The organism is Novacetimonas hansenii (genome assembly GCF_014843995.1).
Lineage (GTDB): Bacteria > Pseudomonadota > Alphaproteobacteria > Acetobacterales > Acetobacteraceae > Novacetimonas > Novacetimonas hansenii.
The window spans coordinates 712,827-735,859 of sequence record NZ_CP062147.1; the positions used below are offsets into that span (position 1 = coordinate 712,827).

The window sequence follows — 23,033 nt, forward strand, 5'->3', positions numbered from 1 at the left end:
GCATGGACCCTTCGACGATATTGTCCGAACTCCTGCCCTTCATCCCCGCATCCTATGTCGGCGCGGTGGTGGACTGGGTGTCGTTTGTCATCGCCGCATCCGCGCTGGCCATGCGCTACTGGCGGCCCCCTGCGGCGGGGTCACGCGCGGCGGCCGTCTGGATGGTGGTGTCCGCCATGGCGCAGGCGCGCGGGTGGAACGCATCGGCGTATCAGCCCGACCGCAAGGCCGTGATGGTGCCAAAGGATACGTCGCGCGTCGCCGCCGCCGCGACGCTGGGCCTGCATCCGGCCGATACGCGCCCGAATGCGCCGCGCACCAGCAGGCCGCCGGCCTGATGTGTGAAGTGTGACGTTGGTCCTTCGCAATGGTGGTCGATCCCGGCCAACGCCACGCCCCGTCTATACCGCCAGAACATTAACGATCCGTCGCCGCATCGCAGGCGACATATTGATGGAGGCACGGATATGCCCAACCGACCCAACCTGCGTCCTGTTATCCTTGTGCTGGCCTGTGGCCTTGCCGCCTGCGCCAGCAGCCCGCAGGGCAAGCTGCGGCAGTCGGTCTATGACATCGACAGCGCCTATCACGTTATTGCCGCCCCCATGCCTGACGTGATGGCGGGCAGGCTGCCGGGTGTCACGTTGACGGCCGCCGAAAAGACGCTGGTGAAATCCGCCAGTCAGGGCGTGTTTGACGAGATCGCATCCCTTGAAACCTCGATCGCGGGGGGAAGTTCGATCACCGCCACCGCCGTTTCCGCGCTGGAGGCGGATTTTGCATCATTCGAAACCTGCTGGACCGGCGTCAAGGCCGGGCAGCAGCCCCCGGCCTGCGCCGGCATCGCCACCACAACCAACACCACCACTGCGGGGAACTGACACATCATGGACGTCACGGAAATCGGCGCGATCGCCAGCGCGGCCAGCGCAGTGCTGGCCCTGATTGAAAAATATGGCCCCGAGGCATGGGCCACCATCAAGGAAGCGGTGGAAACCACCAAAAGCACCACCGGCCCCACCCTGGCGGAGATCGAGGCGATCTACATCAGGTGCAAGGCCGACAATGCGGCGATTCAGGCATCGTGAGCCTTTTTGTCGCGGGCCTGCTGGTCGGGTTCGCCGGCGGCCTCATCTCGGCAGGTGCCGGGGTGGGGCTGTTCCTGTGGCATCAGCAAAGGCGCGCACTGGCGGTGCGCATGGCGCTGGGAAGCCCGGATCACTGATCCGCTGTGGCTGTGCCAGAAATAGCAGGTCCACACTCAATGCTGCTGCCTGTCTTCTGAAATCCATAAAGCAGATAGGTAGTTATGGGGGGAGAAGATGTGGCTCACAAAGCGGACACAGTATTGAAAGATAGCTTTCAGTTGTCGGTTGCAGCGTCTTGATGGTGAAGCACATTACGCGTGGTTGGATATTTTCATTAAGACGAGACCACAAACAATGAAGATGGCAGCTAAAGCTCGGGTCAGCGTGAACGCTTCCCCCAGGATAACTATCCCAACCAGGAATGCCCCAACCGCGCCTATTCCTGTCCAGACAGTGTAAGTCGTTCCCAACGGCAGTGACTTCATAGCCAGAGACAGAAGGCCAAAGCTAATGAGCATCCCGACAAGCGTAATCATGGAAGGCCAGAATTTCGAAAATCCTTCTGACTGCTTCATAGCAGAAGCCCAGATTACCTCGAAGATACCCGCAACGATAAGAGCAATCCAGTGCACTGAAATATTCCTGTATTTTCAGAAATTTTAGAGACCCTGTCGCAGCAGAAGAATTGCAAGGAAAAGCATCATACACCCGATAACAAGATCCATAATCTTCCAGGATTTTGGCGTGGCAAACAGCGGTTGCAAAAAGCGTGCGCCATAGCCTAACGCTCCAAACCACAGAAAACTGGCAGATGCCGCCCCGGCTGCAAAAAATGGTCTAAGAGGGAGTGGCTGCGCTGTCGAAGCCGTACCCATCAAGAGAACCGTATCGAGATAGACATGCGGATTGAGCCAGGTGAACGCGGCGACTGAAGCCAAGGCTTTTGGTAAAGAGACAGAAGCGCCCTTGGCGACTGTCATGCTCTCTGTTCGCATAGCTTGTCGTAGCGTTCTCACACCGTACCAAAACAGAAATCCAGCACCAGCGAGCGTAAATCCTTTGGCGACTTGTGGGAGCGCCCCCAACAAAGCCCCCATTCCGCCCACCCCCGCGATAATCAGGACAGCGTCAGAGAAGCCGCAGAAAAGGACAACAGGACCGACATGTTCGTTCTTCAGGCCCTGTCGAAGAACGAACAGATTTTGAGCGCCGATCGCGACAATCAGCGAGGCAGAAAGCGCAAACCCGGAAAGAAAGCTGATCATGAAAGGCATCATTCAGCCTTCCTACGCAATGCAGTCAATGAAGGAAAACTTGTTTTTCTTATCCTGATGAAGCAATCCTTTATTGATGTTGGATTATAATGCTCTTGCGGCGGTCAGCGCTGTCATCCGGGAAGGCTCCTTTGATGGCGCGGCCAGGAAATTGAACATCACGGCTTCTGCAGTCTCTCAACGCGTCAGAGGGTATGAAGACAGGCTGGGCGCCTTGCTGATTATCCGTGGACAGCCATGCAGACCAACGGATTTAGGGCAGGCCCTGGTGACACATCTGGACAAAGTTCATCTGCTTGAGGCAGAGATTCCTCATCTTTCCCATACGTCAGGGCTCTTGTCCTCTCCTGATGTTACTCTCAGAATTGCCGTAAACGCTGATAGTCTCGCAACGTGGTTTCCAGCAGCTGTTTCATGTTTTGCTACAGAAGCAGGAGTTTGTCTCGACCTTCTCGTCGAGGACGAGACCTGTACAGCCGAGCGTCTTCGATCAGGCGAGGTTATAGCGGCAATCACATCCCAGACAGACCCGGTCCCCGGATGCAGCTCCATTCACTTAGGGGCGATGCCGTATGTTGCTTGTGCCTCTCCGGATTTTATAGCGAAATACTTCAGCGCTGGAGCGACGGCGATCGAGTTTAAGAGCGCACCTTGCATATGCTTCGACCGAAACGATGGCCTGGAGGCCCGGTGGTTGCGTACTCTGCACAATACAGATTTACCGCAGCGGGTACATTATATTCCCTCTACGCACGGCTTCCTTGATTTTACACTCAACAATATTGGATGGGGGTTACAGCCGCTCAGCCTCGTGGACAGATATCTGTCTCAAGGCAGTCTGATCGAAATCGTTCCCGGCCATCGCCTTGCTGTCGATCTTTACTGGGTCATACCTAGAGTGAAGAGTAAGTTATTGAACGACCTTACCCTTCACTTAAAAAATGAATGTGTTCGACATTCTTGTTTAGTCCAGAACACTAAACGCTGTCTGCATTCACCGTAGCCAGATCATGGTACAGGCGTTCCGATCCGGCCCGGGAGATGGCCTTTGATACGGCTCCATTGCAGGAAAGGGGCAGGCCGTGACGTTATCAGACGCCGACCATGACGTCGGATGCCTTGATGATGGCGGTCGCGGCTTCACCGACCTTCAGGTTCAGGTCCGCCACTGCTTCGTTGGTGATGGAGGCCGTCAGGATCGTGCCGCCGATGTCGATGCTGACATGCGATGTGGTCGCGCCCTTGGTGATCTGGGTGATGGTCCCGGCGATCTGGTTACGTGCGCTGATTTTCATGTGTGAATGCTCCGCTGATGATGTCCGGCCCCTGTTGTATCCACGAATGGTGACATGTGGCAAACCGGCGTGGCATCGCATTTCTGATGCATGTCATGCGGCATAAGGCACCGCCTGAAAACACCCCATTGATAAGGGGATGTTTGAACAGTCAGCACAGGGAATGCCCCGAAATCATAAGGCAGGTTCTGGCGAAGGAGTGTTCCAGACAGCCTCGACAGAACGCCTCCCTGTTAAGAGACTGTTTGAAAAGTCAGGCTAGATAACATATTGAAATTATAAAGGTTTTTGGTGAAGCTTTTTCCAAAAAGCTTCGAAAGACGCCGCCTTTTTGAAAAAAAGGCAGCACCCAAAAACTTTTCTTGTTTTTTTATTAAGTAATTGTTTTTAAATAATCTCTTATGAAAATATAGTTTTATGTTTTTCATGATTGACGCAATGTTGTTGCGTAAAAAACCCCGATCCGACAGCCTGCCTGTGCGACATGGGCAGGGCGGATATTGCCCGGTGCCGCCTGTTTGCAAAAGGGCGCCACCGGGCAATGTGGGGCATGGCCCTTTACGCCGGGCCTGCGGCAATGGCCTGACGGACACGCGCGGGGCTGGCATGGGGGCGGCCGATGCGCGTGATGTCGAATGGCGTGGTCTGGTAAATGCGGTTGATCCAGTTCCCCGCCAGCAGATGCGCATGGCTGCGCCAGCGGTTGATCGGCGCGCGGGTGGGGTCATCTTCGGGGAAGTAATCGTAGGGCACGCCGACATCCATCCCGGCCGCGATATCGCGGAAATATTCATCGGCGAGCGAGGTGGAGTCATATTCCAGATGGTTGAACATGTGCAGCGAATGGTGCGACGGGTCATCAAGCAGGCACAGCCCCGTCTGCGCGCTTTCGGCCAGTACGGCCATGCCGCTGTGGGCGGGGATGTCGGCGCGCCGCACCTCTGTCCAGCGCGAAACCGGGACGCAGACATCATCGGAAAACCCGACCAGATACGGCGATGCAGGCACCAGCACGCGATGGCCGTACACCCCGAACGCCTTTTGCGGCAGGCAGTGTTTGGGCATGCCGTGGAAATGATGCACCGCCGCCTGCGCCGCCCAGCAGATATTGAGACATCGATGCACGTTCGTCTGTGTCCAGTCGAAGACCCGGCGCAGTTCGTCCCAGTATGTGACATCGGAAAATGACAGCCGCTCCACCGGGGCGCCGGTGATGATGAACCCGTCGAAACGTTCGGTGCGCACATCTTCCCACGCGCGATAGAACGACGTCATGTGATCGGCAGAGGTATGGCGTGGGATATGGCCGCCAATCCGCACCAGCGTCAGTTCGACCTGCAACGGCGTTGCGCCAATCAGGCGGGCGATCTGCGTTTCGGTGCAGATCTTGTTGGGCATGAGGTTCAGAAGACCGATCCGCAGCGGGCGCACATCCTGACGGATGGCGTCGGCCTCGCCCATGACCATGACGCCTTCACCCTCCAGCGTGGTGCGGGCGGGCAGGTCGTCGGGAATCTTGATTGGCATTTTACGTCCGTTCTCCAACTTCTTGGTTGGGACAGACGCATGTGGCTTGATCCGTTTGGTTGCCGGGTCCGGCCACATCCTTCCTTGCGGAAGCGCCACCTTGCCCGGAATGGCAGGTTGGCGTTGGGCGTCGCCCCAACTCCTGATGCTGCGATCCTTCTATGCCTGGTCGTGTGGTATTTCAAGCCCGAAAAGCATTCTCCCCACCCTGTGAAGCCGTGACCTGCGGGCGCGCAGGACCCCGGCGGCGGTTGTGTTGGGGAACAACGTGCTGATAAACAAGGTGAAAGCCACCCTCTGCCACCGTGTTTTCAAAAAATCCGCTCCCCCGCCCCGCCCCTTGGGCACGCAGGCCGGGCAGGGCCGGGCAGGGCAGGGCAGGGTAGGGGGCCGTGCAGTCAGTCGTCGGTCTGCACGCGTTCGCGCACGACGCGCCGTGCGGCATGTTCCGCACCCAGCCGGTCGCCACGCCCGAACAGCTTCTGTCGCAATGTGCCGGGAGGGTACGCCGTCCTGTAACGCCCGCGCCGTTGCAGTTCGGGGATGACCAGATCCACGATGTCCTCGAACGTTTCCGGTGCGACGGCATAGGCAAGGTTGAAGCCGTCAATGCCGGTCTGCGCCACCCATGCCTCCATCTGGTCCGCGATTTCGGCGGGGCTGCCCACGATGGTCGGCCCCATTCCGCCGATCGCCGCATGCCGCGCCAGTTCCCCCACCGTCCATACCCGTTCGGGGTCCATGACCGTCAGGCTGTCGATGGCGGAATGGATCGCATCATTGCGGACATGGCGCACGGGCGCATCGAGCGCATATTGCGAAAAATCCACCCCCGTCCATCCCGACAGCAGCGCAAGCGCGCCTTCGGTGCTGATATAGCGCTGGTATTCATTGTATTTGAACACCGCCTCTTCATGCGTGGGCGCGGTAATGACCGTCAGCAGCGCAAAGACCAGCGGTTCCCCCGGTGCCCGCCCGGCGCGCCGGGCGCGTTCGCGGATGCCCGTTGTGGTCTGGCGCACCACCTCGCGCGATGGCCCGGCGATGAAGACGCATTCCGCATGTGTCGCCGCGAATTCCTGCCCCCGTGGCGACGCCCCCGCCTGAAACAGGACCGGCGTGCGCTGTGGCGAGGGTTCGCACAGGTGGATCGCATCGACGCTGAGGTATTTTCCCTCATGCCGGATGCGATGTACCTTGGACGGATCGGTAAAGACACCACTGGCGCGGTCACGCAGCACCGCTCCGTCCTCCCAGCTTCCTTCCCACAGGCCATAGACCGCCTGCATGTATTCATCCGCGATGTCATATCGCGTGTCGTGCCCGTGCTGTCGCGCCTGTCCCGTGCCGCGCGCCGCGCTGTTGAGGTATCCGGTGACGATGTTCCACCCCACCCGCCCGTCCGTCAGGTGATCCAGTGTGGACATCCGCCGTGCGAAGGGGAAGGGATGTTCATAGGACAGCGTGCATGTCACGCCAAAGCCAAGGTTGCGCGTCACCGCCGCCATGGCGGGCACCAGCATTGCCGGGTCATTCACCGGCACCTGCGATGCATTGCGCAACGCCGCGTCGGGCGATGCGCCATACACGTCATAAACACCCAGCACATCAGCCAGAAACAGCGTATCGAACAGCCCGCGTTCAAGCAGCCGCGCAAGCTCGATCCAGTAGGACAGGGTGTTGTACTGTGCGGAACGGTCGCGCGGATGCCGCCACAGGCCGCTGGCCTGATGGGAGACACAGTTCATGTCGAACGCGTTAAGGCGTATTTCCTTCATGTCAGGCCCCCTGTGGCCAAGGATTGGGTCATAAGAGTTTCCGCAATGCCGTGTTCCTTGAAAAACACGGCATATTCATATGTTTTTTCCAAAAACCATCGTTCAGGCGCCGGCCACCCGGCACCTGATCCGTCAGTCAAAGCCCATCGACACACCGGCAAACACGCCAAACCCGTCACCGGGCTGCATGACCGAAAGCTGCTTGCCCGCGGACTGGTATCCCGGCACGACAATGGCGGCATAATGCTTGTTCGCAAGGTTGTTGAAGCTGAGGAAGACTTCGCGATGCTTGCGCGGCCAGGCATAGCCGATATTGGCGTTATAGATGTGATAGGACGGTGCGAAATACGTCATGTCATATGACGCCCCGACCTTTGACGAGACCTGCGCATCAAACCCGGCGTAAAACCCGTTATGCATGTCAAGGTGGATTTCCCCCTGATAGAAATGTTCGGGAATGCCCGGCAGGCGGTTATGCCCGAACACCGCATCATGGCGATAACGGAAATCCTGATAGGTATAGGCCTGACGCAGCGACAGCGTATTGCCCGACCATTTCAGCAACTCCGTCTCCAGCGAGAATTCGACCCCCTGATGCGTGGTGGGCGAGGCATTGCCGTAAATCGACGTGCCCGCCGCCTCCGACTGTGGGGTCATCACCGTCAGCAGTTCGTTGCGCACGGCGGAATGGTAGTACGACAGGCTCCATTTATTATGGAAATAATGGCCCGTCGTTCCGATTTCGAACGTGGTCGCGGTCTGGTTGCGCAACCGGCCCGATGTCGAATTTTCCCCCGCATAATTCTGCAACGGATATGCGGCGGCATTGTAATATGCCCCGGCATAGTTGTAGTTCCAGTCGTTGGGCGGCTGGATGCTGCGGCTGACGTTTCCGTAAATCTCTATGTTATGATAGGGGATATAGCGAAATCCCCCGCGCGGGATGAAATTGACCGACGATGTGCCAAGGTGCGACCGGTTGGGATAGGTCACGTCAGATTCCCGCCCGATGAACGCCAGCGCGCCTGCCGCCGTCAGCCACAGGTTATGCGCAACCTCGGTATTATTGCGCAGGTGGAAATAATTTTCCGTCCCCCCATATTTGACATGGCGCAGCGTCTCGCCCAGGGGCTGGCCCGCAAACAGCCCGGCATTCGCCCCGCTATTGACGCGGATATGGTTGGTCTGCCACGCGTCAAGATCGCTGTAGGTCAGGATGCCGAACTGCGTATCGCTCTTGTGGCCCGACAGTACGTCATGGCGGTCGTAATTCAGCACGCCCGCCACGGTCTTGTATCCCCATACCTGCGATGTGGCGTTGTTTTCAATGTCGATCGGCGCATCTTGGTAATTGAAGCCAAGTTCGATTTTCGATGCATCGTCAATGCGGATGGTGGTCATGTCGCCGTAATACTTGGTCCCCGGCTGGATGCGGTGCGCCCCCCATGAATAATAGGGCGACTGGCTCTGCTTCGGGTCGGACAGGATCTGGTCGCGCGTCAGATAGCCGGGATAGCCATTGACCGTCTGGCGATACCGGAAAAATGCCCGTGTGGACACGCGATCATTGAAACGATAACCAAAGTTGGCGTTGATGCCGAAACTCGTCGCCTTGGTGTTTTCCTGATACCCCCCGCGATAGGAATTGGTCACGCTGACAAAATAATCGAACTTGCCGATGACCGCGCCCGAACTGACCTGTTCCTTGACATAGCCAAAGCTTCCGGCCTCCACACGGGCCTGGTATTTCTGTGCGTCGTATCCGGTCTGTGTGACGTAATTGATCGCCCCACCCAGTTGCAGGCCACCATAATCGAACGCATTGGCCCCACGCAGCACCTCGGTATAGCGCAGGCCCAGCGGTTCAAACAGTTCATAGGGCGTGCCGGCGGGCGTGGTGACGGGCAGGCCGTCGAACATCATCAGCATGCCCGAACGGAAATAGTTGGTGCCCGTGGCGATGCCCGACCCACGGATCGACAGGCGCAGCCCGTCCCCCCCGCCAGAGGATTGCGCAAACACGCCGGGCTGGAACGACAGGGCGTCGGCGCTGGTGAAATTGCGGCCCTTGAGCGTCTTTTGCGCGTCGATCACGCTGGTTGCGCCGGGGATGGAGGCCAGACGCGCTTCGGCGCGGGTGGCGGGGGTCTGGCGCTGGCGGGAGACGGAGATGACCTCCGGGCGCGATGGCGGTGTGGCGGTGGGTGTGGCGGCGCGCACCGCGGCCGGTGACAGCCCCCGTGACGTGCCCCGTGCCGTATCGGGGGCTGTCGTCGCGTGGGGCGTGCGCGCGGCATGCACCGTCGCATGCCTGGCCTGCGTTTCGCCGCCCGGCGCGGCAAGCGCATGGGGAAGGAAGATGGTGGAACTGAAAAGATACGAACCGAAAACCAATGTCCGGTGCGTTGGACGTCGTGGGGGCGCGTCAGGTGGGGAAGTCACGAAGGGACGTGGCATAGGAGGGGGTTCCATGGAACATGTCTGTCGCAGCGGGGAAGGTCGGGAGGGGATCGGGCATCAGCATCGACACGATCCGTGCGGGGTGCGGGGGATGGGGGACATCATCGGGTGCCGTCTCCGTCGGGGTGTGGGGTCATTGCGCTGCGGTGCGGCCATATGCGCGGTTGAACCACAGCAGCGGCGCGGGCTGTGCCGGGGCCGACAGCGCGATGTCGATCACATGGGCGAACACCACCGTATGCGTGCCGACATCGCGGATGTCGCTGATGCGGCAGTCAAGGTTCGCCAGCGCCCCGTCCAGCAGCGGCGCGCCACTGCGTCCACGCCGCCATGTGGCCCCGGCGAAACGTTCGGCCATCGTGTGCGCACGGCTGGCGAAGCGGTCCGACAGGCCCGCCTGCCCCGCATGCAGCACGTTGATCGCCAGAACACCGTGGCGCATGATGTGCGCGTGCGCGCTTGCGGTGCGGTTGATGCACACAAGCACGGTCGCCGGCGTGTCGGACACGCTGCACACCGCCGATGCGGTAAAGCCATGTGCGCCGCCTTCGCCATCGGTGGTCACGATGCTGATGGCACTTGCCAGCGCGGCCATGCCGTCGCGGAAGGTCGCGGCGGAAACCACGGGGGCGGGACGGGTTTCAAGCAGTACGGTCATGGTCTCGTCCTCGGATCATGTTGAAGGGGAAATGCGGCCGCCCAGAACACGGCCGCCCGGAACACGGTCGCACGGCCATGGCGGGGGTGGCCCCCGGTCAGGCGCGGCTTTCGGCGGACAGGGCGGGCATATGCACCGTGGCGGCGGCGGGGGCTGCGCGCAGGGCGGGGTCCATGTCGGGGTCATATCCGAACACGTCCCACCGTGACGCCAGCGTCATCACCAGCCCCCCCGACGGCGCGGCCAGCACCAGCCAGAACAGCGCAGTGCCCAGATGCGTGCCCAGCCATGGCAGGAATGTCAGCGCAAGGGTGGAACCCACCCCCGACACCAGCCGCGCCAGCCCGATGCCCATCCCGCGCAGTTCGGTGGGATAGCTGAGGGTGGGATAGGCCATAAGCTGGCATCCGGGACCAAATCCCTGTGCGAAGATGAAGGCGGCGAACCCCGCGACGACGATGGCGGACCCGATGCTGTCATGTGGCGTCCCCACCAGCGCCAGCGCGCCGACGCCGGCCATCTGTAAGGCATATCCCCACATCAGCGGCAGGCGCGAACGCACCGAACGCGTCAGCCGCACCCCCAGCAGCCCGCCGGGAAACGCCACCAGCAGGTTGAGCACAACGGAAATGACCAGCACCTGCACCGCGCTGGCATGCAGCATCGCGCCCAGCAGGCCGGGCATGCCAAATATGATGGCGCAGTATGAAAACGAACTGATGAGCGTCATTCCCGCAATCAGCAGCCCGCGCCGCAGCAGTGGCGCGCGCAGCAGGCGGCGCGGGTCGGGCGCGGGGACGGGCGGCGGCGTGGGCCGGGGGCGTACGATCGGGTCCACCCCGTGGGAACGGCGGATGATGTCGGCCGCACGCACCAGATCGCCGCGCCGTGCGATCCAGACGGGGGATTCACTCATATACCGCCCGCGCACCATGATGATTATCAGCGCGGGCACCGCCCCGAACGCCAGTGACGCCCGCCACAGCCATTGTGAATGCCCCGCCGGCAGCACCTGCGCCAGCGCCAGGACGATGACAAGGCACAGCGACGATGCCGCATACCATGTCGGGCACCATGCGGCGGCCCGCGCGGCCTTGCTGCCGCGCCCGTCAAGGCGGGAGAATTCCGACAGGAACGCCATGGCCACCGGCAGGTCCATGCCCACCCCGAACCCCATGGCAAAGCGCGCGGCGATCAGCACGCCCGCCGTCGGCGCGAACCCCGCGACCAGTGCGGCGATGACAAAGCACACCATGTCCGCCATGAACACCGCGTATCGCCCGATCCGGTCCGTCAGCCACCCGCCCGCGATGCTGCCGACGATGGTGCCCGCATTCAGCGCGGCGGCAACCAGCCCGGTCTGGAACGCGGACAGGTGGAAATGCGCCTGCACGTCATTGATGCCCCATGACAGCGTCGTCAGGTCATAGGCGTCAAGGAACACGCCACCCAGCGCAAGGGCGACGACAATGCGCGCATGCCCCCCCGCGCGCGGGCCTGCATTGATGATGGCCGAAATGTCATCGGCGTCGCGCACGACGGGGCGGCCATGTTCCATTACGGGGCCGGGTGGGGATGCGGGCCGTGGGGTGGCGTTCATGATGTCACCTGTTCATGCTGGGGGATGCCCGGGCGGGCGATGTCCCCATGCGAAATGTCCTCATGCAAACCGTCCCGGTGCGCAGGTTCCGGGGACGCGGGTTCCGGCTGCGGCGCGCGCGCGTGCGCACTGTCATGGTCTGTATTGGCATGGTCTGTATCGGCACGGTCTGTATTGGCGCGGTCGGTCATGGTGTGGTCGGCGCTGTGACGGTCGCTACCGTGGCGCGCGGCGCTGTCGCGGTGCGCGCCCTGCGCCACCAGCGCGCGCAGGACGGTGGCCAGGCGCGCCACCTGACGCGAAACCTCCGGCAGTCCCATCAGCTCGCCAAAGCGCCCGCGTGCCAGCGGCCCCGCAACAAACAGCGTCGCCTCGGGGTGGGTGCCCACACAGGCCCGGCCCAGCGCATCGACATGCAGGCCCAGCCCCGTCGGGTCCATTTCCACCATCCCGCGCGCCGCCAGCCCGGCAAGAAAGGGCTGTGCCGCGATGATGTCGCCATGGGCGGGGCCGGTGGTGGTGATGATCGCATCGAACGCCGCCTCACGCGCATGGCCGTTGCCATGGCGCAGGGTGACGCGAAAGGTCTCGTCCTCCACCCGCGCATGTGTCAGGCGCGCGGCCATGAAGGTCAGCAGGCCCGCACGTTCGCGCCCGCGCACGATATCTTCCGTCGGGGGGGCAAGGCGGAAACGGTGCGTGTCCCAGAACGGGCGCAGGTGCCGGATCAGGCGCTGGCGTTCAGGCAGCGGCAGCGCGGCCCAGATGTCGGGGGCCTGTTCACGCAGGCGGTCAACCACCGCCTGCCATGGCTGTGGCGCATTGTCGCGCAGGGTGGCGCGCACCCGGCGCAGCACGTCGCGCGCGGTGCGTGCGGGCGGGGTGGTAAAGGCGCCGAATGCATCGACCTCCCGCGTGGCATGGCTGCGTGAACGCTGCCCCCGGCGCGAGATCGCGACAACCGGCCCCCGGTGTCCGCGCGCCTCCAGCGTGGCGATGGCGTCGGCCATGCTTAACCCCGTCCCCACAACCAGCACCCGGTCCGTGGGCGCGATGTCATCCAGCGCGCCCGCGTTCCATGGATTGGCCACCAGCACGGGATGCGCCCCCGGCCGCAGCGACAGCGCACGCAGCGGCCCCGGCGGGCGTGGCGGCGGATGGCTGGTGGCGATGACGACAATGTCCGCCACCATCTCGGCCCCATCGCTGGTGGTGATGACCCACCGGTTATCATCACGCCTGTATGCCGCAGCCACGCTGGCGCGGTGGTGTGTCACCTGCCCCGATGCCAGCAGGGGGGCGATGCGCGCGGCGACATAACGGCCAAAGACCGCACGCGCGGGAAAGCATGTGCCATCAGGGCGGCAGGCCGCATCGTCGCCCGCCACCGCGTCGGTGCGCACGATCCAGTCCATGAAATCCCCCGGATTGTCGGTATCCAGGCTCATGCGCGTGGCGGTGACGTTGATGCGGTGATGCGGGTCCGCCGTGCCATAGGCCACGCCCGCGCCAAGGGTGGGGCGGGGTTCGAATACGGTGACGCGCCGCGCGGGTGGCCCACCGGCATCGGCGCCATCACCCTCTCCCTCCCTGCGCGTCAGGTGCCATGCCAGCGCCGCGCCGGAAAAGCCCCCGCCGATGATGGCGATATGGGGGACGGGCAACGTGTCGGGCACTGTATCTGACAGTGTATCAGCCAAGGTCGTGGCCATGACGCGCATTCCCGCCTTCAGGCCGCGTGGGGCGGGCGGTGGTCGCCTGCGATGGTTTCGCCAAATGGCCCCATGTTGTTGGGCGTTGCGCCCGCGCGCACCGGATGCGCCGTCGGCAGCAGCGGCAGCACACGTTCACCGAACTGATAGGCTTCCTCCACATGCGGATAGCCGGAGAAGATGAACGTATCGATGCCAAGGCGGCGGTATTCGTCGATGCGTTCGGCCACCGTCGCCGCATCCCCCACCAGCGCCGTGCCCGCGCCGCCACGCACCAGCCCCACGCCCGCCCACAGGTTGGGGCTGATTTCCAGCCTGTCACGCTGCCCGCCATGCAGCGCGCTCATGCGTGACTGTCCCACGGAATCCATCCGTGCGAACACCGACTGCGCCTTGGCGATGGTCGCATCGTCAAGATAGCTGATGAGGCGGTTCGCCTCGGCCCAGGCTTCGGCCGTGGTTTCGCGCACGATGACATGCAGGCGGATGCCAAACGACACCTCCCGCCCGCGTGCGCGCGCCAGGGCGCGGATATGGCTGATCTTTTCGGCCACCTGCGCGGGGGGTTCGCCCCAGGTCAGGTATTTGTCCACCGATTTCGCCGCCACGTGGGACGCCGCCTCCGACGATCCGCCGAAATAGATCGGCGGCCCGTCCTTTTGCAATGTGGGAAACAGCAGGTGGCCGTCACGTACGGTGATGTGCTTGCCCTCGTACGTGACATGTTCCCCACGCAGCAGCGCGCGATAGATGTCGAGGAATTCGTCCGTGATTTCGTACCGCGTGGCATGGTCGGCAAACAGCCCGTCGCCCGCATTTTCCGCCGGGTCGCCCCCGGTGACGATATTGATCAGCAGCCGCCCCTGTGAAAACCGGTCCAGCGTCGCGGTCATGCGCGCGGCCAGCGTGGGCGACAGCAGCCCGGGACGCAGCGCAATCAGAAAGCGCAGCCGCCGCGTCAGTGGCGCCAGCGCGGAGGCGACGACCCAGCTATCCTCGCAACTGCGCCCGGTGGGGATCAGCACCCCGTAATATCCAAGCGTGTCCGCCGCCTGCGCCACCTGTTGCAGATAGGGAAGGTCCACCGGGCGCCCGCCCTTTTGCGTGCCGAGATAGCGGCTGTCGCCATGGGTGGGCAGGAACCACAGGGCGTTGATCTTTTCTGGAACGGAATAGGTGTCTGACATGGTCATGATGCCTTCGACAGGGGGGAGGGGGCGGGTTCGTCGGGGAACAGCGGCGCGGCCGGGGCATGCAGCGCCGCCGGGTCGCGGTATCGCGCGGCAAAGTGACGCTCCGGCAGGCGGGCCTGCCCCGGGCGTTCAAACAGGCGTTCGCGCAGGCTTTCCCCCGGCGTATAGGCCGTGCGGTAACGCCCGCGGCGTTGCAGTTCGGGGATGATGAGGTCGATGAAGTCGCGCGCCGTATCAAAGGAATGATACTGGCGCAGGTTGATGCCATCGACACCGTCGATATCAAGCCATCCCTCGATCTGTGTGGCGACGGTTGTGGGGCTGCCAACGGCGAAGAAGCGGCCTTCGTCAAAGGTCGCGATCTGGCGCAGGGCGCTGCCGATGGTCTGGTCGGGGCGGAAACGGCGGTTCATGTTGCCAAAGGTCACGCCCTCGCGCCGCAGGACGTCGCCAATGCGTTCGTTCGGGTCGTAACGGCGCAGGTCAATTTCCGCCTGTGCATGCACCAGCGCGCCTTCGGTGCTGTAATATTGCTGGTATTTCTCAAGCTTTTTGCGTGCCAGCGCATCAGTCGTGTCGGTCACGATGCCCGCCATGACGATGAAACGGATGTCATCGCCATGACGCCCATGGGCACGGGCGCGTTCGCGGGTGCGCGCGATATTGGCGCGCACGTCCGCCGTGGTCTGCCCGCCGATGAACACGACTTCTGCATGGCGGGCGGCGAATTCCAGCCCGGCGGGCGACCCGGTGGCCTGGAACACGACCGGCGTGCGCTGCCGCCCCGGCTGTACCAGATGTGGCCCCGCCACGCGGAAATGCGTGCCCGTATGGTTGATGCGCCGCACGGCGTCGGGGTTGGTATAGATACCGGCCGCCGCGTCATTGCGCACCGCCGCATCATCCCAGCTCCCCTCCCACAGCTTGTACAGCACATCCATGTATTCATCCGCGATGGCATAGCGGCGGTCGTGGGGGATTTCGTCGTCAAGGCCGAAATTCTGCGCCGCCGAACGCAGGTATGACGTCACCACGTTCCACCCCACACGCCCGCCCGTCAGCAGGTCCAGCGTCGCCATGCGCCGGGCAAAGGCGAAGGGCGGTTCATAGGTGGTCGAAAATGTGACGCCAAAGCCGACATGCCGCGTCACCGCCGCCATGGCGGGAACCAGCATCAGCGGGTCCAGATTGGGGATCTGCACCCCTTCGCGCAGGGCGGGGGCGTCGCCTGCGCCAAAACGGTCATAGGTGCCGATCACGTCGGCCAGGAACACCGCGTCGAACAGCCCCTCTTCCGACAGTTTCGCAACCTCCAGCCAGTACGCCATTTCCCCCATGCGGTGGCGGTTATTGCCGGGCATGCGCCACATGCCGTGGACGATATGGCTGACGCACGCCATTTCGAACAGGTTGACATGCAGTTGTTTCGGGCGTGCGCTCATGCCGCATGTTCCTTGCGCGGGGGTGTCCCGGCCTGCGTCCCGGCCTGTGCCTCTGGCTGTGCGTCCGCCCCCGTCGCGGCCTGCGTGGCGCGGGCCTGCCATTGCGCACCAAATTGTGTACCGTTCAGTATGTGATCGCCCAGTTCACGCTGCCGCTGGATCAGCGGGTTGTGCGACGCCAGCGTGCGTGCATTGCGCCAGTGGCGGTCAAGGCGTCGCGCCTCGCTCGTGGCGGAGGCGCCGCCGACCTCGAACAGGGTGGTCGCCGCCGACAGCACCTGTTCGGCCACCACCTGCTGCGCCTGATAGGCATGGGTCAGCGCGCGTTGCAGTTCCGGGCCGTCATCCGCGCCCGCAACCCATTGCGGATATGCTGCCGCCAGTGACGCCACCACCCGTTCCACCAGCGCGTCGGCAGAGAAGGAAAGCGCCGACAGACGCCCCACCACCGCCTGCACCAGTGGGTCATGGCGTTGCGCCACCTGTCCGGGCACACCGAACGTGCGGGTGCGTGGCCGCACGAACGCCACCGCGTCACGCACGATGGCGCGCCCGATCCCCGCCAGCGTGGCGAGGTGGAAAAGCTGGTAATAGGTCGTGAAATACGCCTCGGTCGGGAATTGCGACAGCGGCGTGCGCGACAGGATGTTTTCATCGGGCACCACCACGGCGTCAAAGCGCGTTGTGCCGCTGCCGGTCAGGCGTTGTCCAAACCCGTCCCAGTCGTCAATGCGCTCCACCCCCGGCGCGGTGGTCGGCACGGCAAGTGTGATGCGATGCGGCCCATCCGCCGCGACCGCGACGATCCATGATGCATACAGCGTCCCGGTGGAGTAGTATTTTACCCCATCCAGCCGCCATAGCGTAGTGTCCGCCATCCCCCCCTCACGCCGCAGCGTGGTGCGCACGCCCGTGCTGTCGCCCAGTTCGGCCATCGCCGCGCCGAACACCGCGCCATGTCCCGCAAGGTCCAGCCAGCGCGCGGCCTGTGGCGTGTCGCCTTCGCGCAGGCGGGCTTCGACGAAGGCGAAATGCGCGCGAAAGATCTGCGGCAGGTTTGAATCCGCCTCCGCCAGTTCGGATAACAGCGCGAAGGTTTCCGTCAGGCTTGCGCCAAGGCCACCATGGCGCACCGGCACCCGCAGCCCCGCGAACCCCGCATCCACCAGCCACTGTACCGCATCGCGCGCCAGCGTGCGGCTGTGTTCGCGTTCCACCGCGCCCTGGGCAATGCGTGCAAACACCGCCCGCAGCCGCGCGATGGCGTCGTGCCGGGTGGTGGGGAGATCATGTGAAGGATGTGCCGGACCTGTCATGGCGACCTCTGGGAAAGTGATGCAGGAATTAACGATTCCATGTGCGCATTATTACATTAACAACAGTATCAACAGTACAATGCGAGTCAATAAAATATTTGACGGATATTTTTTGTATTTTCAGGAGTCGCAGAGGATAATGGCGGAAAATTGCCGCATATCCCTGCGTGAAAAAGGACGCGCAGGGGGCATTCAGGGCAGGAGGGTATTGGTTGTATATAATTGATATATAATAGGTATAATAAGAAACCGGGCCGGATTTCCGGGTCCGGTTAAATTAACGATATTAAATAGTTTATTGTCCGCTGCATGGCCGCCCCGCCCCCTCTTGCAATCCGTGGGCAGGTCGCGTCATGTCGGGGAAAGGCAGCCCGGTGCGGTGGCCATGGCAGAGTGGAGAAAGCCTTGATGAATGCGCACGCCCCCCGATATCGCACACTCGACATGCCCGGCATTCTGGCGCTGTTGTCCGGCCTGCCTGACATTGCCGCCCGCCTTGGCGGGGATGGCGCGCAATGGACGATATGCGAGGTCAGTGACGGCAACCTCAATAACGTGTTCGTGGTCGATGGCCTGCATGGCGGCGTGTGCGTCAAGCAGTCACTGCCCTATGTCCGTGTGGACCCGTCATGGAAAATGCCTCTGGACCGCACGTTTTTCGAGGCGTCGTACCTGCGGGACATCCATCCCCTTGTGCCCGGCCTGACAACGCGGTGCCTGCATTTCGACCCCGACCTGTTCGTACTGGTGGTCGAAAGCCTGTCGGGACATACGGTGTATCGCACCGCCCTGATGGCGGGGGCGCAATGGCCGCGTGTGGTGCCCGACATCGCCACCTTTGTCGCGCGCGCCACATTCGGCACGTCGGTCCTGTGCGCACCGTTTGAACATGTGTTCGAACGTCAGGCGGTCTATGCCCGCAATACCACCTTGCGGCGTATTACGCTCGACCTTGTGCTGGATGATCCGTACCACGACCATCCGCGCAACCATTGGGATGACCGGCGGCTGGATGACGTGGTGGGGCGTATCCGCGCCTCATGCACGGTGCGGCGTGTGGTGGACGGGCTGCGCCTGCGTTTCCTGACCTGCCCGCAGGCATTGCTGCATGGGGACCTGCATACAGGCTCCATCATGGCCACGGCCACCGATACGCGCGTAATTGACGGGGAATTCGCCATTTACGGGCCGATCGGGTTCGATTGCGGGATGTTCGTGGGCAATCTGGTGCTGCGTCGCTTTGCCGATCCGTCACCCGATGCGGGGCGGGCGTGTGTGCATGACATCCACCGGTTCTGGAACGGGTTCGTAGCCGAATTCACGCGCCAATGGGCAACGGCGCATCCCACGCCGTCCGACCCGTCCGGGCCGTGCGCATTTTTCCTGCCTGATGCGGAGGATGCATCATCGCGCGGCGAACGGACGCCGGGGCCGTCACAGGACCCGTTACAGGATCTGCCGCCGGGCCGCGCGGCGTTCCTGCGTGCGGTGTTTGAGGACATGGTGGGATATGCCGCCACGGAAATCATCCGTCGCATCATCGGTTATGCCCATACCGCGGATTTCGACGTGATCCCCACGCATGATGCCCGCACCGTCCGCAGGCGCGCGGCGTTGGTGTTCGCATATGGCCTGCTGTGCCACCATGGGACGCATGACGGGGTGAATGCGGCCTTTGGCGCGTTGGTGGGGCAAGGGGAAGTGGAATGAAAATTTCGCTGGGGAAGTCTGGGGTTTGTCTTTGGCGCTGTTCGGAAATTCCGGCCCGCACCTTGCGGTGACACTAAAGGTTTTTGGAAAATATGTTTTCAAAAAACCTTTGAAATATATCACATTTTCACAGGGTATATGTCATCCGGGGACTTCCTTGCACCTTGTTTCAGGACTGTCTGAAAAGGTAAGTCCGATAGGATCGTAAAATCATAAAAGTTTTTGGTGAAGCTTTTTTCAAAAAGCTTCGAAACACGTTGCCTTTTCGATCGAAAGGTACCACCAAAAATCTTTTTCCATTGTTTCTCAACGGCTTGTTTTCAAACAGTCATCTAAGAAAAGTTTTTTGGTGCCGCCTTTTTCCAAAAATGCGGCGTATTTCAAAGCTTTTTGGAAAAAGCTTCACCAAAAACTTTTATGATTTCAGGGGGATTTGGTACAGACGTTTCAGGCAGCCTCTTTGGCGCATGCTGCACCCAGACCTTTTTCCGCTGCGAGACAAAGGCAATGTGCCCGCATGGGGTGACTGTGGCGTGCTGATGTGGGACAGGGGCCGCCTTTATGCGCAAAAGGCGGTGGTCCTGGGTCGTGTTGTCAGATGGAAAAGGTCGCCGGCTGTGCCGGTGGGCGTTCTGGCCGGGGCAGGCCGTGGTTTTCGGCCTGTCGTACCAGTTCGTCAAGCGTGACCTTGCGATATTCGCGTTCCAGCATTCCTTCCATCTGGTTCAGGAAGGGACGGATGACGGTATTGAACAGCGGGCCATTACGCCGTTCCATCCGGTCATGACGCGCCATGATGGCCTGGTGGATGTCCGACAGCAGGATTTCACGCGCCGGATGGCCCAGCCGGTATCCGCCATGCGGCCCCCGCACCCCCGACAGCAGGCCAGAGCGCGACAGCACCTGCAAAAGCGGTTCGATCCCGCGTCGCGCCATGCCTGATCGTTGCGCGATTTCCGTGGCGCTGACGGTGTTGCCGTGCATGCCGTGGAACGCAATGTCCAGCATGATGAAGATTGCCGTAACCGTGCGGTCGCGGAGGCCCTGCATATCGTATGTCCCGTGGTTATGCCCGCGTCACGACCGGCCGGACCGCCGGGGCGCCGGGCCTGCGCCCGCATGTCCGGCCGTGCGTCGTGCCGTCATGGCGCGGTGTGCGTGGGGGGAAGGGTTTCGATGAATTCCGCCAGCCAGCGCAGGCCCTGTGCCCATGCGCCCACGGCGGATGAATTGCCAAGGTGCCCCTGCGCCCCCGCCGACAGCAGGCGTGCGCCCCATCCGGTGGCGAAGGCCCGTGCGCGGGCGGGGGACAGCCATTCATCATTGCCACTGGCGATAAGGCGTGTGGCAAAGGGCAGCGGCGTGGGCGCAGGGGGCGCGAAATCACGCACCAGCCCCGGCACCTGCCGCGCGCGTGGGCCATGCAGGTCCGCCGGGGCGACAAGGAATGCCCCCGCCACAGGGATGCGCGTCTGCTGTGCGCCCCAGCGCGCGACCAGCACGGCCCCAAGGCTGTGGGCGGCAAAGATCACCGGCCGGTGGCACTGCACAAGCGTCCGTTCCAGCCCCCGTGCCCATGCGTCATAGGTGGGGTGGTTCCAGTCCGCCTGCCGGACGCGGTGTGACGGCAGCAGCGATTGCCAGCGCGATTGCCAGTGCAGAGGCCCCGAATCATGCAGCCCCGGCACGATCACAAGGTCATAGGGAACAAGCAGGTCACGCACCCGCCGCGCCAGTGCTGCGGTGTCTTCGGGCGCGGGGGGCAGGCCATGCGCCATCGGTATGGGCAGGGGGGAATGCGCGGTGCCGGGCCGCGATGCTGTATCGGGGGTCATCGTGTTGCCTCGCCTTTCGCCTATGCCGCGGCCATGTGGGGACGGGGGGATGCATGCCCCGGCCGAAACAGGTCGAGCATCCGCACCACATCGCCAAAATCCCGGTTGCCACCAGGGGGATGGGACAGCGTGGTCCGTATCGTCCCGTCTGGCGCGATCAGGAAAACGACATGTTCTTCCACCGGTGCGGTGGGCAGGTCATCGAACTCTGCCCCGCAATACAGGCCCCATATGGCGGCAACATCGCCCGCATCGCACACCGTCGCCCATGTGGACGGTACTCCCGGCGTAATGGGATGCACGCCATCATGGCCGGTTGTGGGCGACAGGGCCAGAACCTTTACCGAACGGTCCAGTTCCGGGATGCTGCTGGGGCGGAAATCCTGCGGGTGCGTCACCAGAACAGCCCATGCCCCGTCGCGCCAGCCATGGAAACAGATACGGCCCAATGTGGTCCGGGCCGTGAAATCGGGTGCCCTGTGTCCTGAAAATAACGCCATCGGCTTATTCCCTCCCGGCAGGACTGCCTGCCTCGGGATGGATAAAAACACATGGGTTATAGGGAGTCAACTAAACCACAACAGAAATTGTCTTTTTGCATGTGAAAACAACATAAAAAGACGTGATTTTTGTCGGTGCATTATACGAAATAAAATAGTGCTTTTTACATGCGGCCTTGGGCGCAACCTGAAAACAGACCGTCATAAGGAATGAGAGGGGGCGGGAGTGTGAACAACCCTTTGATAAGACGTGATAAAAATTATATGATGATGCCGTGTTCTGAAAATGCGATGTTTTTCAAGGCTTTTTGAACAAGGCGTCCGCAAAACATTCATGATGTCAGGCGGCTGCTGGATCTGGTTCTGCAAATAATTCCGGGAAATTTCCGGGCTGTCTTTTGTCGAAGGCAACGTCGTTGTCCGGGGTTTTTGAAAGTGGCCGGCAGAGGACATGCAGGGGGCATACAGGGGGGGGCATGCAGGGGAAGCAGGCAGGGCCTTCATGCAGGGGCTGGCATTCTGGACATTCTCGTTGCGGGGAGGGCAGGCAGCCGTGATCCGGGTCCGATCACATGGTGCGGGACATGCGCCCGGCACGGTCGCGGCGGCAGGGCCGGGTGCCTGCCGCCGGTCAGGGCACCTGGCCCCGCTGCCTTGACCCAAGGGGGCAGGGGATTACCTGAGCGCGGCGCAGGCCACGCGATCGCCCGCGCCGCCGATGGGCTGGCTGCGATAATCATCGGGGTTGGCATGGATGACGAGGGAAGACCCATCCGTGTCGAGCAGGCCGGGGCGCCCATCCGTGCCATTAAGCGTGACCAGCGTGGAATAGAGTTCCACGGTTGCGTTGCCGTCCGGCCCGACAAAGATGTTCGGCAGGTCGCCCGCATCATTGGCATTGGCGTTCAGCAGGCCATGCACCACCGGGGTCGTGGCATGGACATGTGCGCCCGCGCTGGTGAATTTCGGGGCGCTGCAATTACCTTTTTCATGGAAATGTATGCCGTGCCAGCCAGGGATCAGCCCCTGTGCCGTGATGCGCACAAGGACACCATGGGGGGCGGCGGTGACATGCACATTACCATGCGCCGTGCCGTCCGTGCCCAGCAGGCTGCCTGATGCCGTATCGGCGGCCAGTGCGCGATTGCACAGGGTCGGGGCGGTGAACGCGGCAATGCCACAGGCAAGCAGGGCAAGCTGTCGAAGGCGTGGGAACATGGGATTTCCTTTATATCTCGCGGGTGTCACGGTGGGGCGTGGCCGGGATGTCGTGGCGGAACATGACAGGGCACGGCAGGGCATAACCATGAAACAGGGCATAACATAGCAGACCCTGTCCTGTCCGCCGTGTCCTGCCTGTCCCGTCCGTCATGTCCCGCCCTCTCCTGCACGGTTCCCCGCACGGCCCCGGCCATACAAACGGCACGGTGGCCGTGGCGTTGCATCCCCCTACTGTCGCGCCGCACGGATGTGGGGGAAAGCCAATCCTTCGTGACTGTGCCCCTTATTATGCCGTCCCTGATGATGGTCCCGACTGTGCCCGTGCGCGACGGTGGGGGCATGCGGGGGGGATAATGAAAAACGGCACCGCCCGTCGCGCGGGCGATGCCGTCATATGTACACGTGCCATCAGGCGCGTCAGGAC

24 protein-coding genes and 1 riboswitch are annotated in these 23,033 nt (G+C 62.3%); of the genes, 7 read left to right on the plus strand and 17 right to left on the minus strand.

Annotation, left to right across the window (positions count from 1 at the left end; genetic code table 11):
• Positions 1-2: 2 nt before the first annotated feature.
• The 4 genes from IFJ82_RS03090 (at position 3) to IFJ82_RS03105 (ending at position 1,225) form a co-directional block, all read left to right on the plus strand.
• Positions 3-338, plus strand: a complete 336-nt coding sequence (locus tag IFJ82_RS03090) for a hypothetical protein (RefSeq protein ID WP_192265570.1) — start codon at positions 3-5, stop codon at positions 336-338.
• Between the two features lie 129 nt (positions 339-467).
• Positions 468-881, plus strand: coding sequence for a hypothetical protein (locus IFJ82_RS03095; protein WP_192265572.1), 414 nt, complete (start codon positions 468-470; stop codon positions 879-881).
• 6 nt (positions 882-887) lie between these two features.
• Positions 888-1,088: a hypothetical protein gene (locus IFJ82_RS03100; protein ID WP_192265574.1), complete on the plus strand. Its 201-nt coding sequence runs from the start codon at positions 888-890 to the stop codon at positions 1,086-1,088.
• Complete coding sequence (locus IFJ82_RS03105) at positions 1,085-1,225, plus strand: hypothetical protein (RefSeq protein WP_192265576.1); 141 nt, start codon at positions 1,085-1,087, stop codon at positions 1,223-1,225. The genes IFJ82_RS03100 and IFJ82_RS03105 overlap by 4 nt, the downstream gene beginning before the upstream one ends.
• Before the next feature lie 174 nt (positions 1,226-1,399).
• On the opposite strand, the gene IFJ82_RS03110 is transcribed toward IFJ82_RS03105, so the two are convergent.
• Entirely contained in the window at positions 1,400-1,720 is a 321-nt protein-coding gene (locus IFJ82_RS03110) for a DMT family transporter (protein WP_192265578.1), read from the minus strand.
• A 27-nt stretch (positions 1,721-1,747) separates the two neighbouring features.
• Positions 1,748-2,365: a LysE/ArgO family amino acid transporter gene (locus tag IFJ82_RS03115; RefSeq protein ID WP_075596403.1), complete on the minus strand. Its 618-nt coding sequence runs from the start codon at positions 2,363-2,365 to the stop codon at positions 1,748-1,750.
• Between the two features lie 73 nt (positions 2,366-2,438).
• On the opposite strand from IFJ82_RS03115, the gene IFJ82_RS03120 reads away from it, so the two are divergent.
• Positions 2,439-3,365 (plus strand): LysR family transcriptional regulator ArgP, encoded by a 927-nt coding sequence (locus IFJ82_RS03120; RefSeq protein WP_192265580.1) that lies wholly within the window; start codon positions 2,439-2,441, stop codon positions 3,363-3,365.
• Positions 3,366-3,453: 88 nt separating this feature from the next.
• On the opposite strand, the gene IFJ82_RS03125 is transcribed toward IFJ82_RS03120, so the two are convergent.
• The 10 genes from IFJ82_RS03125 to IFJ82_RS03170 form a co-directional block, all read right to left on the minus strand.
• Positions 3,454-3,657 (minus strand): TOBE domain-containing protein, encoded by a 204-nt coding sequence (locus IFJ82_RS03125; protein WP_003621800.1) that lies wholly within the window; start codon positions 3,655-3,657, stop codon positions 3,454-3,456.
• Positions 3,658-4,215: 558 nt separating this feature from the next.
• Complete coding sequence (locus IFJ82_RS03130) at positions 4,216-5,184, minus strand: homoserine O-succinyltransferase (RefSeq protein WP_048858817.1); 969 nt, start codon at positions 5,182-5,184, stop codon at positions 4,216-4,218.
• A 45-nt stretch (positions 5,185-5,229) separates the two neighbouring features.
• Positions 5,230-5,338: riboswitch (SAM-I-IV-variant riboswitch) on the minus strand.
• A gap of 244 nt (positions 5,339-5,582) precedes the next feature.
• A complete protein-coding gene (locus IFJ82_RS03135) occupies positions 5,583-6,962 on the minus strand; it encodes an LLM class flavin-dependent oxidoreductase (protein ID WP_003621803.1) in 1,380 nt (459 codons plus the stop codon).
• 132 nt (positions 6,963-7,094) lie between these two features.
• Positions 7,095-9,419, minus strand: coding sequence for a TonB-dependent receptor domain-containing protein (locus tag IFJ82_RS03140; protein ID WP_225578758.1), 2,325 nt, complete (start codon positions 9,417-9,419; stop codon positions 7,095-7,097).
• A gap of 136 nt (positions 9,420-9,555) precedes the next feature.
• Positions 9,556-10,080, minus strand: coding sequence for a flavin reductase family protein (locus IFJ82_RS03145; RefSeq protein WP_192265582.1), 525 nt, complete (start codon positions 10,078-10,080; stop codon positions 9,556-9,558).
• A gap of 97 nt (positions 10,081-10,177) precedes the next feature.
• Entirely contained in the window at positions 10,178-11,680 is a 1,503-nt protein-coding gene (locus tag IFJ82_RS03150) for an MFS transporter (RefSeq protein WP_003621807.1), read from the minus strand.
• Entirely contained in the window at positions 11,677-13,392 is a 1,716-nt protein-coding gene (locus IFJ82_RS03155) for an FAD/NAD(P)-binding protein (RefSeq protein WP_225578759.1), read from the minus strand. The genes IFJ82_RS03150 and IFJ82_RS03155 overlap by 4 nt, the downstream gene beginning before the upstream one ends.
• Positions 13,393-13,409: 17 nt before the next feature.
• Entirely contained in the window at positions 13,410-14,585 is a 1,176-nt protein-coding gene (gene ssuD, locus IFJ82_RS03160; RefSeq protein WP_003621809.1) for an FMNH2-dependent alkanesulfonate monooxygenase, read from the minus strand.
• A complete protein-coding gene (locus IFJ82_RS03165) occupies positions 14,582-16,027 on the minus strand; it encodes an NtaA/DmoA family FMN-dependent monooxygenase (protein WP_062809484.1) in 1,446 nt (481 codons plus the stop codon). Before IFJ82_RS03165 ends, ssuD begins: the two co-directional genes overlap by 4 nt.
• The gene (locus IFJ82_RS03170) at positions 16,024-17,343 is read right to left on the minus strand and encodes an acyl-CoA dehydrogenase family protein (RefSeq protein ID WP_192265585.1); all 1,320 of its coding nucleotides are present in this window, start codon (positions 17,341-17,343) and stop codon (positions 16,024-16,026) included. The genes IFJ82_RS03165 and IFJ82_RS03170 overlap by 4 nt, the downstream gene beginning before the upstream one ends.
• Before the next feature lie 408 nt (positions 17,344-17,751).
• Between IFJ82_RS03170 and mtnK the strand changes: the two genes are divergently transcribed.
• Positions 17,752-19,053, plus strand: coding sequence for an S-methyl-5-thioribose kinase (gene mtnK, locus IFJ82_RS03175; RefSeq protein WP_192265587.1), 1,302 nt, complete (start codon positions 17,752-17,754; stop codon positions 19,051-19,053).
• A gap of 594 nt (positions 19,054-19,647) precedes the next feature.
• Here mtnK and IFJ82_RS03180 read toward each other — a convergent pair.
• The 3 genes from IFJ82_RS03180 to IFJ82_RS03190 all read right to left on the minus strand — a co-directional run bounded on the left by IFJ82_RS03180 (position 19,648) and on the right by IFJ82_RS03190 (position 21,388).
• Entirely contained in the window at positions 19,648-20,103 is a 456-nt protein-coding gene (locus IFJ82_RS03180; protein WP_003621816.1) for an RrF2 family transcriptional regulator, read from the minus strand.
• A 92-nt stretch (positions 20,104-20,195) separates the two neighbouring features.
• Positions 20,196-20,888, minus strand: coding sequence for an RBBP9/YdeN family alpha/beta hydrolase (locus IFJ82_RS03185; protein WP_225578760.1), 693 nt, complete (start codon positions 20,886-20,888; stop codon positions 20,196-20,198).
• A 20-nt stretch (positions 20,889-20,908) separates the two neighbouring features.
• Positions 20,909-21,388: a thioredoxin domain-containing protein gene (locus IFJ82_RS03190; RefSeq protein WP_003621818.1), complete on the minus strand. Its 480-nt coding sequence runs from the start codon at positions 21,386-21,388 to the stop codon at positions 20,909-20,911.
• Positions 21,389-21,839: 451 nt separating this feature from the next.
• Here IFJ82_RS03190 and IFJ82_RS03195 point away from each other — a divergent pair, with 451 nt between their 5' ends.
• Positions 21,840-22,046, plus strand: coding sequence for a hypothetical protein (locus IFJ82_RS03195; protein ID WP_192265588.1), 207 nt, complete (start codon positions 21,840-21,842; stop codon positions 22,044-22,046).
• A gap of 17 nt (positions 22,047-22,063) precedes the next feature.
• Here the strand turns inward: IFJ82_RS03195 and sodC are convergent, their stop codons facing one another.
• Together sodC and IFJ82_RS03205 are read right to left on the minus strand one after the other, a co-directional pair.
• Positions 22,064-22,606, minus strand: a complete 543-nt coding sequence (gene sodC, locus IFJ82_RS03200; RefSeq protein WP_062810013.1) for a superoxide dismutase[Cu-Zn] — start codon at positions 22,604-22,606, stop codon at positions 22,064-22,066.
• Positions 22,607-22,616: 10 nt separating this feature from the next.
• A complete protein-coding gene (locus tag IFJ82_RS03205; RefSeq protein WP_003621820.1) occupies positions 22,617-22,760 on the minus strand; it encodes a hypothetical protein in 144 nt (47 codons plus the stop codon).
• Positions 22,761-23,033: the final 273 nt, after the last annotated feature.

Coding starts and splice junctions, on each gene's coding strand:
- IFJ82_RS03145 (WP_192265582.1), bottom strand. CDS start 10,080: ATGACCGTACTGCTTGAAACCCGTCCCGCCCCCGTGGTTTCCGCCGCG.
- IFJ82_RS03120 (WP_192265580.1), top strand. CDS start 2,439: ATGTTGGATTATAATGCTCTTGCGGCGGTCAGCGCTGTCATCCGGGAA.
- IFJ82_RS03155 (WP_225578759.1), bottom strand. CDS start 13,392: ATGGCCACGACCTTGGCTGATACACTGTCAGATACAGTGCCCGACACG.
- IFJ82_RS03150 (WP_003621807.1), bottom strand. CDS start 11,680: ATGAACGCCACCCCACGGCCCGCATCCCCACCCGGCCCCGTAATGGAA.
- IFJ82_RS03090 (WP_192265570.1), top strand. CDS start 3: ATGGACCCTTCGACGATATTGTCCGAACTCCTGCCCTTCATCCCCGCA.
- IFJ82_RS03125 (WP_003621800.1), bottom strand. CDS start 3,657: ATGAAAATCAGCGCACGTAACCAGATCGCCGGGACCATCACCCAGATC.
- IFJ82_RS03140 (WP_225578758.1), bottom strand. CDS start 9,419: ATGCCACGTCCCTTCGTGACTTCCCCACCTGACGCGCCCCCACGACGT.
- mtnK (WP_192265587.1), top strand. CDS start 17,752: ATGAATGCGCACGCCCCCCGATATCGCACACTCGACATGCCCGGCATT.
- IFJ82_RS03205 (WP_003621820.1), bottom strand. CDS start 22,760: ATGACGGACGGGACAGGCAGGACACGGCGGACAGGACAGGGTCTGCTA.
- sodC (WP_062810013.1), bottom strand. CDS start 22,606: ATGTTCCCACGCCTTCGACAGCTTGCCCTGCTTGCCTGTGGCATTGCC.
- IFJ82_RS03170 (WP_192265585.1), bottom strand. CDS start 17,343: ATGACAGGTCCGGCACATCCTTCACATGATCTCCCCACCACCCGGCAC.
- IFJ82_RS03115 (WP_075596403.1), bottom strand. CDS start 2,365: ATGATGCCTTTCATGATCAGCTTTCTTTCCGGGTTTGCGCTTTCTGCC.
- IFJ82_RS03185 (WP_225578760.1), bottom strand. CDS start 20,888: ATGACCCCCGATACAGCATCGCGGCCCGGCACCGCGCATTCCCCCCTG.
- ssuD (WP_003621809.1), bottom strand. CDS start 14,585: ATGACCATGTCAGACACCTATTCCGTTCCAGAAAAGATCAACGCCCTG.
- IFJ82_RS03135 (WP_003621803.1), bottom strand. CDS start 6,962: ATGAAGGAAATACGCCTTAACGCGTTCGACATGAACTGTGTCTCCCAT.
- IFJ82_RS03130 (WP_048858817.1), bottom strand. CDS start 5,184: ATGCCAATCAAGATTCCCGACGACCTGCCCGCCCGCACCACGCTGGAG.
- IFJ82_RS03195 (WP_192265588.1), top strand. CDS start 21,840: ATGCAGGGGGCATACAGGGGGGGGCATGCAGGGGAAGCAGGCAGGGCC.
- IFJ82_RS03165 (WP_062809484.1), bottom strand. CDS start 16,027: ATGAGCGCACGCCCGAAACAACTGCATGTCAACCTGTTCGAAATGGCG.
- IFJ82_RS03190 (WP_003621818.1), bottom strand. CDS start 21,388: ATGGCGTTATTTTCAGGACACAGGGCACCCGATTTCACGGCCCGGACC.
- IFJ82_RS03180 (WP_003621816.1), bottom strand. CDS start 20,103: ATGCAGGGCCTCCGCGACCGCACGGTTACGGCAATCTTCATCATGCTG.
- IFJ82_RS03095 (WP_192265572.1), top strand. CDS start 468: ATGCCCAACCGACCCAACCTGCGTCCTGTTATCCTTGTGCTGGCCTGT.
- IFJ82_RS03100 (WP_192265574.1), top strand. CDS start 888: ATGGACGTCACGGAAATCGGCGCGATCGCCAGCGCGGCCAGCGCAGTG.